Origin of the sequence: Pseudomonas sp. Pseu.R1 (genome assembly GCF_045764065.1) — a bacterium.
Taxonomy (GTDB): Bacteria; Pseudomonadota; Gammaproteobacteria; order Pseudomonadales; family Pseudomonadaceae; genus Aquipseudomonas.
Genome location: NZ_JBJGEE020000001.1, coordinates 5,104,838 through 5,120,564 on the forward strand (window position 1 = coordinate 5,104,838; position 15,727 = coordinate 5,120,564).

The 15,727-nt window shown below is 56.7% G+C and carries 13 protein-coding genes; all 13 read left to right on the forward strand.

The features are described 5' to 3' along the window. Window positions 1–104 precede the first annotated feature (104 nt). The 13 genes from hisC (at window position 105) to ACI5GA_RS23355 (ending at window position 15,696) form a co-directional block, all read left to right on the forward strand. A complete protein-coding gene (gene hisC, locus ACI5GA_RS23295) occupies window positions 105–1,217 on the forward strand; it encodes a histidinol-phosphate transaminase (RefSeq protein ID WP_421424409.1) in 1,113 nt (370 codons plus the stop codon). Between the two features lie 28 nt (window positions 1,218–1,245). Continuing rightward, window positions 1,246–3,453, forward strand: coding sequence for a bifunctional prephenate dehydrogenase/3-phosphoshikimate 1-carboxyvinyltransferase (locus ACI5GA_RS23300; RefSeq protein ID WP_421425524.1), 2,208 nt, complete (start codon window positions 1,246–1,248; stop codon window positions 3,451–3,453). Further along, window positions 3,450–4,139: a (d)CMP kinase gene (gene cmk / locus ACI5GA_RS23305; protein WP_404638681.1), complete on the forward strand. Its 690-nt coding sequence runs from the start codon at window positions 3,450–3,452 to the stop codon at window positions 4,137–4,139. The genes ACI5GA_RS23300 and cmk overlap by 4 nt, the downstream gene beginning before the upstream one ends. Before the next feature lie 122 nt (window positions 4,140–4,261). Beyond that, entirely contained in the window at window positions 4,262–5,947 is a 1,686-nt protein-coding gene (gene rpsA, locus ACI5GA_RS23310) for a 30S ribosomal protein S1 (protein WP_093460660.1), read from the forward strand. A 245-nt stretch (window positions 5,948–6,192) separates the two neighbouring features. Continuing rightward, window positions 6,193–6,492, forward strand: a complete 300-nt coding sequence (gene ihfB / locus ACI5GA_RS23315) for an integration host factor subunit beta (RefSeq protein ID WP_108237235.1) — start codon at window positions 6,193–6,195, stop codon at window positions 6,490–6,492. Between the two features lie 19 nt (window positions 6,493–6,511). Beyond that, a complete protein-coding gene (locus ACI5GA_RS23320; protein WP_404640006.1) occupies window positions 6,512–6,751 on the forward strand; it encodes a lipopolysaccharide assembly protein LapA domain-containing protein in 240 nt (79 codons plus the stop codon). A gap of 155 nt (window positions 6,752–6,906) precedes the next feature. After that, window positions 6,907–8,346 carry an MBL fold metallo-hydrolase gene (locus ACI5GA_RS23325; protein WP_421424412.1) on the forward strand — a complete coding sequence of 480 codons (1,440 nt, stop codon included), beginning with the start codon at window positions 6,907–6,909 and terminating at the stop codon, window positions 8,344–8,346. 292 nt (window positions 8,347–8,638) lie between these two features. Then, window positions 8,639–10,012 (forward strand): phosphomannomutase, encoded by a 1,374-nt coding sequence (locus ACI5GA_RS23330; RefSeq protein ID WP_404640010.1) that lies wholly within the window; start codon window positions 8,639–8,641, stop codon window positions 10,010–10,012. 69 nt (window positions 10,013–10,081) lie between these two features. Further along, entirely contained in the window at window positions 10,082–11,050 is a 969-nt protein-coding gene (locus ACI5GA_RS23335; RefSeq protein ID WP_421424414.1) for a UDP-glucose 4-epimerase family protein, read from the forward strand. Then, on the forward strand, window positions 11,047–12,069 hold the full coding sequence (locus ACI5GA_RS23340; RefSeq protein ID WP_404640014.1) for an MraY family glycosyltransferase: 1,023 nt from the start codon (window positions 11,047–11,049) through the stop codon (window positions 12,067–12,069). Before ACI5GA_RS23335 ends, ACI5GA_RS23340 begins: the two co-directional genes overlap by 4 nt. A gap of 102 nt (window positions 12,070–12,171) precedes the next feature. Next, window positions 12,172–14,166, forward strand: coding sequence for a polysaccharide biosynthesis protein (locus ACI5GA_RS23345; RefSeq protein WP_421424416.1), 1,995 nt, complete (start codon window positions 12,172–12,174; stop codon window positions 14,164–14,166). A 202-nt stretch (window positions 14,167–14,368) separates the two neighbouring features. Then, window positions 14,369–14,704: a ComEA family DNA-binding protein gene (locus ACI5GA_RS23350; protein WP_404640018.1), complete on the forward strand. Its 336-nt coding sequence runs from the start codon at window positions 14,369–14,371 to the stop codon at window positions 14,702–14,704. 185 nt (window positions 14,705–14,889) lie between these two features. Further along, complete coding sequence (locus tag ACI5GA_RS23355; protein ID WP_421424417.1) at window positions 14,890–15,696, forward strand: SDR family NAD(P)-dependent oxidoreductase; 807 nt, start codon at window positions 14,890–14,892, stop codon at window positions 15,694–15,696. Window positions 15,697–15,727 lie beyond the last annotated feature (31 nt).

A 15,727-nucleotide genomic window follows, 5' to 3' on the forward strand; every position in this document is an offset into this window, starting at 1 on the left:
GCCGCCTGATCCGACGCTTTCGCGAATAAATTCGCTCCCACAGGGTTTGCGGCGGCAATTAGATGAGTGGCCTACTTCATGTTTGATAAGAGGTAAAGCGGTAAATGAGCGGCGACTTCCTCGCACTGGCGCAGCCTGGCGTGCAAAAACTTTCGCCTTACGTTCCCGGCAAACCCGTGGACGAATTGGCGCGTGAGCTGAATATCGACCCAGCGAACATCATCAAACTGGCTAGCAACGAAAACCCGATGGGCGCAAGCCCCAAGGCCTTGCAAGCCATTCGCGATGCCTTGGCTGAGCTGACGCGCTACCCCGACGGCAATGGCTTCGACCTCAAGCAGGCGCTGGCCGAGCGGTGTGGCGTGCAAGCCAGTCAGGTGACGCTGGGCAACGGCTCCAACGATATTTTGGAGATCGTCGCTCGGGCCTACCTGGCGCCGGGGCTGAATGCCGTTTTTAGCGAGCACGCGTTCGCCATTTACCCGATCGTCACTCAAGCCGTTGGCGCCAATGCGCGAGTGGCCAAAGCGAAGGATTGGGGGCATGACCTGCCCGCGATGCTGGCGGCCATCGACAGCAATACCCGTGTGGTATTCATCGCCAACCCGAACAACCCGACCGGTACCTGGTTCGGCCCACAGGCACTGGCTGATTTCCTCGCCGATGTGCCGAAAGACGTGCTGGTCGTGCTGGACGAGGCTTACATCGAGTACGCCGAAGGCGTCGAGCTGCCAGATGGTCTGAATTTCCTCGCCGATTACCCGAACCTGCTGGTCTCGCGCACGTTCTCCAAGGCCTACGGCCTGGCGTCGTTGCGTGTGGGGTATGCGCTGTCGTCGCCTGTGGTGGCCGATGTCCTGAACCGCGTGCGCCAGCCATTCAACGTCAACAGCCTCGCACTGGCAGCCGCGTGCGCCGCGCTGAGCGATACCGATTACGTGGCTGAGAGCCGCCGTCTGAATGAAGCGGGCATGCAGCAACTGGAAGAGGGTTTGCGTGCGTTCGGGCTGAGCTGGATTCCGTCGAAGGCCAACTTCATCGCGGTCGACGTCGGAGGTGACGCCGCACCGGTTTACGAGGCCTTGTTGCGCGAAGGTGTGATCGTGCGCCCGGTCGGTGGTTACGGCATGCCTCGTCACCTGCGTGTCAGCATTGGCTTGCCTGCGGAAAACACTCGCTTCCTCGAAGCCTTGAGCAAGGTTCTGGCGCGTGGTTGATGTCACAGCAGTGCAACCCGTTGCGCCTATGATCGGCCGCCTGGTGGTGGTCGGTCTCGGTTTGATCGGAGGCTCGTTCGCCAAAGGTTTGAAAGAAAGCGGCCTGTGTCGTGAAGTGATCGGTGTCGATCTCGACCCGCAATCGCGCAAGCTGGCCGTCGAACTGGGTGTCGTCGACCGTTGTGAAGAAGACCTTGCTGCAGCCTGCATCGGTGCTGACGTCATTCAGTTGGCCGTGCCGATTCTGGCCATGGAAAAACTGCTGGGCGTGCTTGCGAAGCTCGACCTCGGTGATGCCGTGCTGACCGACGTGGGCAGCGCCAAAGGCAACGTTGTGCGCGCCGCGCGGGACGTCTTCGGTGCGATGCCTGCGCGCTTCGTGCCCGGGCATCCCATTGCCGGTTCCGAGCAAAGCGGCGTCGAGGCGTCCAACGCTCAGTTGTTCCGTCGCCATAAGGTCATCCTCACGCCGTTGCCGGAGACTGATCCGAATGCGCTGGTAGTGGTTGATCGCATGTGGTCGGCGTTGGGGGCTGACGTTGAACACATGGAGGTCGAACGTCATGACGAGGTGCTGGCGGCGACCAGCCATTTACCGCACTTGCTGGCATTCGGTCTTGTGGATTCGCTGGCCAAGCGCAACGAAAACCTGGACATCTTCCGCTATGCAGCGGGTGGTTTCCGGGATTTCACTCGTATCGCAGGCAGTGACCCGGTGATGTGGCACGACATCTTCCTCGCCAACCGCGAAGCGGTGTTGCGCACCCTTGATACGTTCCGCAGTGATCTTGATGCGTTGCGTGACGCTGTCGATGCGGGGGATGGTCACCAATTGCTGGGCGTCTTCACTCGTGCACGGGTGGCCCGTGAGCATTTCGGCAAAATCCTTGCCCGCCGCGCTTACGTCGAAAAGGCCGCGACGGACGATTTGACGTTTGTTGCCCAGCCGGGTGGCCGAGTTGGCGGGCAGATTCGCGTGCCCGGCGACAAGTCCATTTCGCACCGGGCAATCATGCTGGGCTCACTGGCAGAAGGCACGACCGAAGTCGAAGGCTTTTTGGAAGGCGAAGACGCGCTGGCGACCTTGCAGGCGTTTCGTGACATGGGCGTGGTCATTGAAGGCCCGCATCATGGCCGTCTGACCATTCACGGTGTGGGCATTAACGGGTTGAAGCCTGCGCCTGGGCCGATTTACCTCGGCAACTCCGGGACCTCCATGCGTTTGCTGGCCGGTTTGCTGGCGGCGCAGCGCTTCGACAGTGTCCTGACGGGGGATGCGTCGCTGTCAAAACGCCCGATGGGGCGAGTCGCCGAACCGCTTCGGGAAATGGGCGCGGTCATCGAAACGGCCGCTGACGGTCGACCGCCGCTCACCATTCGCGGCGGCAAGCCGCTACATGGCATCAGTTATGTCATGCCGGTGGCCAGCGCTCAGGTGAAATCCTGTCTGCTGCTGGCGGGAATGTATGCTCACGGTGCGACGACGGTGACCGAGCTTGCGCCGACTCGCGATCACACCGAGCGTATGCTGCGGGGGTTTGGTTATCCGGTGTCCGGCAACGGTGCGACAGCGTCGGTTGAGTCGGGAGGTGTATTGAAGGCCACTCGCATCGAAGTCCCGGCGGACATCTCGTCGGCGGCGTTCTTTCTGGTTGCCGCGTCCATTGCCGAAGGTTCGGACCTGTTGCTGGAGCACGTGGGTGTCAATCCGACGCGCACAGGGGTGATCGACATCCTGCGCTTGATGGGCGCGGACATTTCGGTGCAGAACCTGCGCGAAGTGGGAGGCGAGCCGGTGGCAGACTTGCGTGTTCGTCACGCGAAGCTTAAAGGCATCGTCATCCCGGAGGCGCTGGTGCCGTTGGCCATAGACGAGTTCCCGGTGTTGTTCGTGGCTGCGGCGTGCGCCGAAGGGCGGACAGTGCTGCGTGGGGCGCAAGAGCTGCGGGTCAAGGAGTCCGACCGTATCCAGGTCATGGCCGATGGTCTGACAACCCTGGGTATCAAGGTTGAACCGACCGCTGATGGCCTCATTATTGAGGGCGGAAATCTCGGCGGTGGTGAAGTCAACGGTCACGGCGATCATCGCATTGCCATGGCTTTCAGTATCGCGTCGCTGCGTGCGGCGGCCCCGATTCGCATTCGGGACTGCGCCAACGTGGCGACTTCTTTCCCCAATTTCCTGGCGCTGTGCAGCCAGGTGGGTATTCGTGTAGCGCAAGAGGGGCAATCGTGAAAGTTCAAGCTCCGGTCATTACGATCGACGGACCAAGCGGTTCCGGGAAGGGGACGGTAGCCGGTTTGCTGGCCAAGCGTCTGGGGTGGTGCCTGCTGGATTCCGGCGCGCTGTACCGTCTGCTGGCATTCGCGGCGGGTAATCATGGGGTCGACCTGACCAACGAAGAATCGTTGAAGCTGTTGGCCGCGCATCTGGATGTGCAATTCGAAGCCGCAACCGATGATCACGGCCAGCGCATCATTCTCGAAGGCGAGGAAGTGACCATGGCCATCCGCAATGAGCGGATCGGCAGCGGCGCATCGCAAGTCGCCTCGTTGCCTGCCGTGCGCGAAGCGCTGTTGCAGCGTCAGCGGGCGTTTCAGGAGTTTCCCGGCTTGATCGCCGACGGCCGTGACATGGGAACGGTGGTGTTTCCATCCGCGCCGTTGAAGATCTTTCTGACCGCCAGCGCCGAAGAGCGTGCGCGTCGCCGATATTTGCAGTTGAAGGCCAAGGGTGACGATGTTAGTCTGTCGAGTCTGCTAGATGAGATACGTGTCCGTGATGAACGCGACACCCAGCGAGCGGTAGCCCCGCTCAAACCGGCGCAAGACGCCATCCAGCTGGATTCCACCGAATTGTCCATCGAGCAGGTGCTGGAACGCATCCTGAGTGAAGTCGCACTGCGCGATCTCGCTGGGTGATCTGAAAGCCATGTGGGAGACCCAGTCCAAGTCCCGCAGGCTTTCTTTCATATGAACGAAACCCACGTTGTCTGGAGCGTGGCAGATAGGCGGATTCTTCGCCTTTATCAACAGGAATTAAAATGAGCGAAAGCTTTGCAGAACTCTTTGAAGAAAGCCTGAAAACCCTCAATCTTCAGCCGGGTGCCATCATCACCGGTATCGTTGTCGACATCGACGGCGACTGGGTTACCGTACACGCTGGCCTGAAGTCCGAGGGCGTCATCCCGCTCGAGCAGTTCTACAACGACGCTGGCGAGCTGACCATCAAGGTCGGTGACGAAGTTCACGTTGCGCTGGACGCGGTCGAAGACGGCTTTGGCGAAACCAAACTGTCCCGCGAAAAAGCCAAGCGCGCCGAGTGCTGGATCGTTCTGGAAGCAGCCTTCGCAGCCGAAGAAGTGGTTAAGGGCGTTATCAACGGTAAGGTTAAAGGCGGCTTCACTGTCGACGTTAACGGCATCCGTGCGTTCCTGCCAGGTTCTCTGGTTGACGTCCGTCCAGTGCGCGACACCACGCACCTGGAAGGCAAAGAGCTGGAATTCAAGGTCATCAAACTGGACCAGAAGCGCAACAACGTTGTCGTTTCCCGTCGCAGCGTCCTGGAAGCCGAGAACAGCGCCGAGCGCGAAGCTCTGCTGGAATCCCTGCAGGAAGGCCAACAAGTCAAAGGTATCGTCAAGAACCTCACCGACTACGGTGCATTCGTGGACCTGGGCGGCGTAGACGGCCTGCTGCACATCACCGACATGGCCTGGAAGCGCATCAAGCATCCTTCCGAGATCGTCAACGTTGGTGACGAAATCGACGTCAAGGTTCTGAAGTACGATCGCGAGCGCAATCGTGTTTCCCTGGGTCTGAAGCAACTGGGCGAAGACCCATGGGTTGCTATCAAGGCACGTTACCCAGAAGGTACTCGCGTGACTGCACGCGTTACCAACCTGACCGACTACGGCTGCTTCGCTGAGCTGGAAGAAGGCGTTGAAGGTCTGGTGCACGTTTCCGAAATGGACTGGACCAACAAGAACATCCACCCATCGAAAGTCGTTCAGGTTGGCGATGAAGTGGAAGTCATGGTTCTGGACATCGACGAAGAGCGTCGTCGTATCTCCTTGGGCATCAAACAGTGCAAGTCGAACCCATGGGAAGACTTTTCTGGCCAGTTCAACAAGGGCGACAAGATCTCCGGCACCATTAAGTCGATCACCGATTTCGGTATCTTCATTGGTCTGGACGGCGGCATCGACGGTCTGGTTCACCTGTCGGACATCTCCTGGAACGAAGTCGGCGAAGAAGCCGTGCGTCGCTTCAAGAAAGGCGACGAGCTGGACACTGTAATCCTGTCGGTTGACCCAGAGCGTGAGCGCATCTCGCTGGGTATCAAGCAACTGGAAAGCGATCCGTTCTCCGAGTACGTCACTGTCAATGACAAAGGCGCTATCGTTCGCGGTACCGTTAAAGAAGTTGACGCCAAAGGCGCCATCATCACGCTGGCAGACGACATCGAAGCGACTCTGAAAGCTTCCGAAATCAGCCGTGACCGCGTTGAAGACGCGCGTAACGTTCTGAAAGAAGGCGAAGAGATCGAAGCGAAGATCATCAGCGTTGACCGTAAGAGCCGCGTAATCAGCTTGTCCATCAAGTCGAAAGACGTTGAAGACGAGAAAGAAGCGATTCAGAGCCTGCGTAGCAAGCCTGACACCGCTGAGAACACAGGTCCTACCACTCTGGGCGACCTGCTGCGTGCTCAAATGGAAAAGCAGAACTGAGTTCTGTCTGACCATTGAAAAGGGCGACTTCGGTCGCCCTTTTTTGTGGGCGCTGGTTTTTCCGCAAGCTTGGAGGGAGTCTTTCAGTCGCCACAAGGCCCGGTGGACAAGGGTTGTAAAAAATAATGGCCTACTGCCTGGACTCTTGGTTCACATATGTGCATGTGCGGGCTGTTCAAATACTTTCGATCGTGCTAAAACCTTCAAAGCGCTTAACCTAGCTGCTTGAAAAAGAAGGGAAAAATATGACGAAGTCGGAGTTGATCGAACGAATTGTCACCCATCAAGGACTGCTCTCATCAAAGGATGTGGAGCTGGCCATCAAGACCATGCTTGAACAGATGTCGCAATGCCTCGCAACAGGCGACCGTATTGAAATACGGGGCTTTGGCAGCTTTTCGCTGCACTACCGCGCGCCACGCGTGGGTCGTAATCCAAAAACCGGTCAATCCGTCAGTCTCGACGGAAAATTCGTTCCTCACTTCAAGCCCGGAAAAGAACTGCGCGATCGAGTGAACGAAGAGGAGGAGCACGGGCTCCAATGATTTTCTGAAGGAGCGCTGAATGCGAAATCTCAAACGCCTGATTTTCTTCGTCGTTGTCGTGCTGATCGTTGCGGCAACGGTGGTCTTCATGCTGGAAAATCAGCAGCCTGTGGCGTTGGTGTTTTTTGGCTGGTCTGCTCCTGAGCTTTCGGTTGCGGTGCCAGTGATTCTGGCGTTGTTGGTGGGTATGTCGATCGGACCGGTTCTGGCCTGGATGACCCGCTTTCGCAAAAAGCCCAAACCGTCTCGTTTCGCATGATCAAGCTGCTCTCAAGGCACGAATTCCCTCTCGTGTCCTGAGGGAAGTGTTCCTGAGTATTTCCGAAAACTCTCGAAAAACTTAACGACTGAAGAAGGTGTTCAGTCCCGTTAAGCTGCTCCGCTTTCCAAGGTAGTGAAGCGAGAGGGAGCCTCATGAAATACCCAGAAATCATCCATCACGGCGCTGGAGAGGGTGTAACAGGGTCTTGCCACGAACTGCGGGTCGACGCTGGCTTCGGTCTTCTAGTTGACTGCGGACTGTTTCAGGGCGATGAAGCTGAGCTGATGGCGCGTTTCGGCGAAACAGCCTCCAGCATTGATTTTGAAGTTTCCCATCTCAAGTTGTTGATCGTTACTCACGTCCATGCCGATCACATCGGGCGTATTCCTGAGTTGCTATCGGCCGGGTTCAAGGGGCCGATCCTGTGCAGCGAGCCGTCGGCCCAACTGTTGCCGTTGATGCTTGAAGACTCACTCCGCGTCGGGCCGGGGTACGATGAGCATCAGATCGAACGATGCCTCAAGCAGGTGCAGCAGAGAATCATCGCGGCTCCATTTGACGCATGGCTGGGTGTGCTCGATACGCCGACAGCTTCCTGTCGAATTCGTTTGCAGCGTGCTGGCCATGTGCTGGGTTCTGCTTATGTCGAGTGCGATGTTGGCTATCCGCAAGCGCAAAAAAATCAGCGGATCGTGTTTTCCGGCGACCTGGGCTCGTCCCATGTGCCCATTCTTCCTGAACCAAAATCTCCCGAAAAAGCCGATCTTCTAGTATTGGAAAGTACGTACGGGGACCGGTTGCATGAAGATCGCGCTACGCGACAGGCGCGTCTTGAAGCGGTCATCGATAAGGCCCTGGCTGACCATGGCACGGTGCTCATTCCTGCATTCAGCATCGGCCGGGCCCAGGAGTTGTTGTACGAGATCGAAGACATTCTCCATCGCAAGTCGCTGTCTTGTGCGATTGATGAGGGACGTGACGCAGCTCTTCCTGTTAACTGGCCGCAGCTACCAGTATTGCTGGACTCGCCGCTGGCCGAGCTTTTGACTCAGGTCTATCGATCATTCGATGACATTTGGGACGACGAGGCGACCGAGCGACTGAAGGAAGGGCGCAGACCTTTGGGCTTCAAGCAACTGATCACGATCGATACCCACGCCAGGCATTTGCAGACGGTCAATTACCTGGCAAGCACGGGACGTCCCGCAATTGTCATCGCAGGTCACGGCATGTGTGCAGGTGGGCGCATCGTCAATTACCTGAAAGCCATGCTGGGGGATTCTCGACACAATGTCGTGTTCGTGGGGTATCAGGCCAAAGGCACTCCGGGTGCTGCCATCCAGAAACATGGCCCGGTGGGTGGTTACGTGACGCTCGATAAAGAGCGCTATGCAATCAAGGCTGGCGTTGAATCTCTTGGCGGGTACTCCGCTCACGCGGATCAGAGGGAACTGGTGGACTTTGTGACGGGGATGAGTGATTGGCCCTCCGAGATTCGCCTGGTTCATGGGCAGGATCTGGCGAAGAAGAAGCTTGAACAGGTTCTGCAGCGGCAATATGCATCCCGATCCAGGCAGGTTGTGATTCGGTAGTCGGGATGAATCCGTCGTCTTGCGATAAAGTCCGCAGCGCTCTATTTCAACGGGCGGCTGAGAGATTGAACTACCTTTTTGCTATCATCCAGCCCCTGTGATTCAAGGGTAAAGGGATCTCCTTCCGCTCAGCTACAAAGAAATTTATGGTCGCGTGGATAACAAATCTTCGTTTTAAGTGCCTAACCCCTCGCCTCAGCATTGAGCGAGGGTGCGCGCGGCCTGAGGATCGGGCCGTTTTATACTGAGCCAAGAAGCCGATGGGCTTCTTTTGTCGCATAGGTTTTTACACATGAATTCCGTCTATCCCGCTATTCAGACACGCTGCTTCAAGGCTTACGATATCCGTGGCCAGGTCCCCAATGATCTGGATGCCGACATCGCGTACCGCATTGGTCGGGCGATGGTTGTTGAACTGAGCGCCAAAAATATCGTGGTCGGTCGGGACATGCGTCTTGAAAGTCCTTCGTTGGCTCTAGCGCTGACCAGAGGTATTCAGGATGCTGGTGCCGATGTCATCGACATCGGCTTGTGTGGCACCGAAGAAGTTTATTTCGCCACCAGTCACTATGTCGCCGACGGTGGGGTGATGGTTACCGCCAGTCATAACCCTAAAGGGTATAACGGCATGAAGCTGGTTCAGCGCGAGTCGCGTCCGATCAGTGGAGACACCGGGTTGGATGCCATCAGGCAGCGCGTCGATGCGGGGAATTTCGGCAGCGTTGCTGCGCAGAAGGGTGGTGTCACGCACGCTCCGGACAAGTCGGCGTACATCGAGCACTTGCTGGGGTACGTCAAAGATGCTGACCTCCGTCCTTTGAAAATTCTGGCCGATCCCGGAAACGGTGCTGTCGGCCCTGCCTTGGATACGATCAGATCGCGACTGCCGTTTGAATGGGTCATAATTAATGCTGTGCCTGATGGCAACTTCCCTAATGGTGTTCCGAACCCCCTGTTGCCCGAAAATCGCAACATCACTCGGGATGCGCTAATCAAACATGGTTGTGATCTGGGGCTGGCGTGGGATGGCGACTTTGACCGTTGTTTCTTTTTTGATGAAAAGGGCCGGTTTGTCGAAGGCTATTATCTGGTCGGTCTTTTGGCCGAGATGCTTCTCAAGCAGCATCCGGGCTCAAGGATCATCCATGATCCGCGCCTGACCTGGAACACGATCGACCAAGTCAAACTGGCAGGCGGTACGCCGGTATTGTGCAAAACCGGACACGCATTCATTAAAGAGCGTATGCGCAAAGAAGATGCGGTGTACGGCGGCGAGATGAGTGCTCACCATTACTTCCGTGATTTTGCCTACTGTGACAGTGGCATGATCCCTTGGCTTTTGGTAACCGCGTTGATGTCGGTGTCCGGCAAGTCGTTCTCCCAACTAGTGGATGAGCGTATGGCCGCTTACCCTTGCAGTGGCGAAATCAACTATAAAGTCGACGACGTCAAGACCGTCTTGAACAAGGTGCTGGAGCATTATTCGCCTTCGTGCTCCCACATCGACAAGACCGATGGCATCAGCCTTGAGTTTGCCGACTGGCGCTTTAACTTGCGCGGTTCAAACACTGAGCCGTTGTTACGTTTGAATGTCGAGAGTCGACGTAACGCTGAACTGGTCGCGTCGAAGGTGAGGGAAATCGAGGCGTTGCTTAGCAGTAAGTAATCGTTTGCAAGCCACGGGCCTGGGCAGTCTTGCGCCAGGCTCGTGTGCGTTTTAACGGAATGATTGAATATGATCAGAAAGGTCCTGGTGACAGGAAGCGCCGGGCTGGTCGGTCGTGCGTTGGTCAGCACGCTTGCGAGCCTTCCCGAAGCTGGCGTCGTCGCCGTTTCGAGGGGCGGTGAGCACCCTGCCGTGCCGGGCGTGGAGTACCGGAATGTCGGCAATATCGACGCTCAAACTCCATGGGAGTCTCACCTGGCGGACGTGGACTGCGTGATTCACGCTGCCGCTCGTGTGCATGTTATGCGCGATACTGCTGCTGACCCGCTTGTGCTCTTTCGGGAGGTTAACACAGCAGGGACGCTCAACCTTGCAAGGCAGGCGGCGCAAGCGGGTGTACGGCGCTTCATCTTCATCAGTTCGGTCAAGGTGAACGGAGAGTCCACCGAGAAAGACGTGGCGTTTCGCCCAGATGATAACCCCAAACCTTCCGATCCTTACGCCATTTCCAAGTACGAAGCAGAGCAGGGGCTTCTGGCACTTGCCGAACAGTGTGAGATGGACGTCGTGATCATTCGTCCCGTGCTCGTTTACGGGCCGGGAGTCAAAGCCAATTTCCTGCATCTCATGCGGCTTGTGTACAAAGGTATTCCTCTTCCGTTAGGCAGCATAAATAATGCGCGCAGCCTGGTCGGACTGGACAATCTCGTGGACTTCATTCGTGTATGCATTGATCATCCCGCGGCGACCAACCAGATATTTCTGGTCAGCGATGGACATGATTTGTCCACCGCCGGATTGATCCAAGGGCTGAGAGCGCACATGCCGACATCGGGCTGGTTGGTACCGGTCCCGCAATCCTTACTGTATTTAGGGGCTACGTTGTTTGGGCGGCGGGCTGCCGCGCAACGGGTATTGGGGTCATTGCGCGTGGACATCGCGAAAAGTCGTGAGCTATTGCAGTGGTCACCTCCGGTATCCGTCGATCAGGGCCTGAGAAAAACCGTAGAGCACTTTCTAGCATCGGATCAAAAATGAATCATGGGTCGTTAGTTTTAGCGTTGGTCGGGTTTTCATTCGTTCTCACGTATTACCTCCGGCGGTATGCGTTGCAAAGAAGTTTGCTTGATATCCCCAATGACAGGAGTTCACACACGATCCCGACGCCCCGGGGAGGTGGAGTAGCGATTGTCATCGTCTTTCTGCTGGCGCTGGCAGGGTCGCTGGGAGTTGGGACTCTTGCCTTTCCCGAATTTCTGGCATTGTTTGGCGCAGGCTCGTTCATTGCGGCGCTGGGTTTTCTGGATGATCACGGTCATATCGCCGCGCGTTGGCGCCTGTTGGGGCATTTTTTTGCTGCAGGCTGGGTGTTGTTGTGGCTGGGAGGGTTTCCGGCGATTACGGTGCTGGGCGCATCGCTCGACCTGGGCGTCCCGGGCCATGTGCTGGCGGCGTTTTATCTCGTTTGGTTGCTCAATCTTTATAACTTCATGGATGGCATTGATGGCATTGCCAGTGTCGAGGCCATCAGCGTTTGCGCGGGCGCTGCGTTGATGTATGCAATGAGCGGAGTCTTCGGGCCAGTTTGGCTGCTGGTGATGCTCGGCAGTTCGGTTGCAGGCTTTCTTATCTGGAACTTTCCACCTGCGAAGATCTTCATGGGGGATGCAGGCAGTGGCTTCTTGGGCATCATCCTTGGGGGGTTGTCGCTTCAGGCTGCATGGATTTCCTCGCAGTTCTTCTGGGCATGGCTTATTCTCCTAGGGGTTTTCATCGTAGACGCTACAGTTACCCTCATTCGTCGACTCGTTCGAGGCGACAAGGTCTATGAGGCTCACCGAAGCCATGCTTACCAATACGCCTCTCGCAGGTTCGGTCGGCATCTTCCAGTGACGTCCGCAGTCGGTGTAATCAACCTGTGTTGGCTTTTGCCTGTTGCCATCTGCGTTACCCGTTTTGGGCTGGATGGCGTTGTAGGCGTGGGGATTGCATATGTCCCGCTTGTGATTCTCGCCATACGTTTTAATGCAGGAAAGCTGGAAAGACATGACGTGTGAATGTCAGTTGGGGCGACTAATCGGTTTTAGGCGGCCAGCAGGAATCAAGAGTCGCTTTAAGGGTCGATAAGAGGGAGTTTTGAACGCGTGTTTGAGGGAAGCATGGATAGATTACGCGCATCGTTATTGGGGCTGCCCCGGCGCAGAAAACGTGTCATACAAGTCGCCACCGACATATGTCTGGTGTGGTTCGCCTTGTGGATGGCGTTCGTGGTTCGTCTTGGAATCGACGACCTCATCAATCCGTTGCAAATCCACACCTGGCTGTTCATCAGCGCCCCCATCGTCGCGATTCCGTTGTTCATTCGGATTGGTATGTACCGCGCGGTCATGCGCTACTTCGGTAATGATGCGCTCATTGCCATTATCAAGGCCGTCAGCCTTTCTGCTTTGATTCTGGGCGTCGTCGTCTATCTGTACAGTAACCATCAGCACGTCGTGCCCCGATCTGTGATGTTCAACTATTGGTGGTTGAGTCTGGTGATGATCGGTGGCCTGCGCCTTGCGATGCGCCAGTATTTTCTCGGGGACTGGTTTTCGGCGGCCCAGCACGTGCCGTTCACCACCCGTGATGACGGGCTGCCGAAGGTGGCGGTGTATGGCGCAGGAGCCGCAGGTAACCAACTGGTGGCCGCGCTTCGAATGGGCCGCTCGATGCGTCCGGTCGCCTTTATCGATGACGATGACTCCATCTCGAATCGGGTGATTTCGGGCCTTCAGGTCTATAAACCCAAGCATATTCAGCAGATGATCGACGTGACGGGCGCACAGGAAATTCTCTTGGCGATTCCCTCGTCTGCCAGGGCGCGTCGCCGGGAGATCCTGGGTTTTCTCGAAGGTTTTCCGCTGCACGTGCGCAGCGTGCCGAATTTTTCCGATCTTGCCACCGGTCGGGTGAGAGTCGATGATCTTCAGGAAGTGGACATTGCGGATCTGCTAGGGCGCGATGCGGTTCCGGCGCAAGATGAGCTGTTGGAGCATTGCATCAAGAATCAGTGCGTGTTGGTGACGGGAGCGGGCGGTTCGATCGGTTCTGAGCTGTGTCGGCAGATCATCGCGCTCAAACCCACGACGTTGTTGTTGCTCGATCACAGTGAATTCAATCTCTACTCCATCTTGACCGAGCTGGAGCGGCGGATCGAGCGCGAGTCGTTGAAGGTCACGCTTGTGCCGATACTCGGCTCGGTGCGCAATCACGGCAAGTTGCTGGACTTGATGAAAACCTGGAAGGTCGATACGGTTTATCACGCTGCGGCGTATAAGCATGTGCCGATGGTTGAGCACAATATCGAGGAGGGTGTGCTCAATAACGTGGTGGGGACCCTGAATGCGGCGCAAGCGGCCCTACAGGCGGGGGTGGCTAACTTTGTGCTGATTTCCACCGACAAGGCCGTACGCCCCACGAATGTCATGGGCAGCACCAAGCGTCTCGCAGAATTGGTGCTTCAAGCACTGAGTCGGGAAACGGCACCGGTCATGTTCGGTGACCGCGCCAATGTGCATCAGGTCAACAAGACCCGATTCATTATGGTGCGTTTCGGTAACGTGCTGGGGTCGTCCGGCTCGGTCATTCCGCTGTTTCACCAGCAGATCAAATCGGGCGGACCGTTGACGGTCACGCACCCCAAGATCACCCGGTATTTCATGACCATCCCCGAGGCCGCGCAACTGGTCATTCAGGCGGGTTCGATGGGGCAGGGTGGCGACGTGTTCGTGCTCGATATGGGCGAACCGGTGCGGATTATCGAGCTGGCGGAAAAGATGGTTCACTTGTCGGGTTTGAGCATTCGCTCCGAAAAGAACCCACTAGGGGACATTGCCATCGAGTTCACGGGGCTGCGTCCGGGTGAAAAACTCTATGAAGAGTTGCTGATCGGTGACAACGTTTCCGAGACTCGTCACCCGATGATCATGAGCGCTCAAGAAGACTACCTGTCGTGGGATGTTTTCAAACAAAACCTGTCGTTATTGTTGAAGGCGCTGGATGAGGATGATTACAACAAAGTTCGTCAGATCCTTCGAGACACGGTGAGCGGATATGCGCCAGACGGTGACATCGTTGACTGGATTTATCAGCAGCGCCGTCGTGAGCCCTAGGCGCTTCATCCTTCGTGAAATGTTTGTTTACGCTGTTTCTTGCGATGTCTGTGTCGGGATCTGCCCCGTATCACTGCGTGATCGCGGTCCTACATAATCGGTAACCGATCACCGCGTTGACGTGATCTCCTCGTCATCTACGTTTGGAAAGCAGCTCAGGAATGCTGCTTTCCAACCCAACGATGACATGGAGCATGACTCAATGCGCACTTCCTATCTCTCGTCCCTCATCTTCGCCCTGTTCGCCAGTACGTCTGTAGCCGTCAATGCCGCGCCGGGAACCTCCGCGCCTTCGCCTTCCTCAACCATTTCCGTTCAAGTCCCATCGCCCGAATCGTCGCACAAGGTCAACATCAACAACGCGACTGCAGAAACCTTACAGAAGGAGCTGTCGGGCATTGGTTCTGCTAAAGCATCGGCGATCGTCGCCTATCGTGAGGAGAATGGAGCCTTCACGTCCGTAGATGAACTGATTGAGGTAAAGGGAATCGGCAAGGCGCTGCTGGACAAAAACCGGGACAAGCTTTCCCTCGATTGACGTAGCGCCGAGCACGAAAAAGACCGATCAACTGATCGGTCTTTTTTTTGCACGTCTACAGTCAAGCGTGTTCCTTCTGTGTTTTCTGCTCTTGACATAAAAAATGTCGGGCGACATATAATTCGCAAAATTACGAGCGTAATATCAGCCCGTTGCTACTCTCAATCCCCACGGAGAAATGCCCCATGAGCACCAACAGCACCCTCGGTACAGCCCTCATCACTGGCGCCTCGTCAGGTATCGGCGCCACATACGCGGACCGCCTGGCCAAACGCGGTTTTGACTTGCTGCTGGTTGCTCGCGATCAGGCACGTCTGGAAACGATCGCGTCCGATTTGCGCGCCAAGGCCTCGGTCAAGGTTGAGGTGCTGAAGGCCGATTTGACGGATGCCACAGACGTTGCAGGGCTTGAGCAGCGCTTGCGCGAGGATGCATCGATCACCCTACTGTTGAACAACGCGGGTGTGGCGTTGAGCACGCCGCTGTCGCAAGCGAATCTGGGGGAGGTGGATCGTCTGATCCAGTTGAACATCGTAGCCTTGACCCACCTGTCCTCTGCGGCGGCGGGGGCTTTTGCTGCGAAAGGGGCGGGGGCGATCATCAATATTGCGTCGGTGGTCCCCATGATCCCTGAGCGCTTCAACGCGGTGTATGCGGCCAGCAAGGCCTATGTGTTGAGCCTGACTCAATCGCTCAACGCTGAGATTGGCGAGAAAGGTGTCCAGATTCAGGCGGTGATGCCGGGAGCGACGCGCACCGAGATCTGGGAGCGTTCGGGTCTGGACATCAATGCTTTTCCGGCCGAGATGGTGATGGATGTCAACGAGATGGTGGACGCTGCGCTGAGCGGTTTCGATCAGAAAGAACTGGTGACCATCCCGTCGCTGCCCAACGCCGCCGATTGGCAGACGTTCGTCAATGCGCGCCTGGCGTTGGGGCCAAATCTTTCTTTGAAGCATGCGGCAGACCGTTACAAGACCACTGGCGCTTGATTCGCGTCCGTGACCGTTCTGAAAGTGAAAA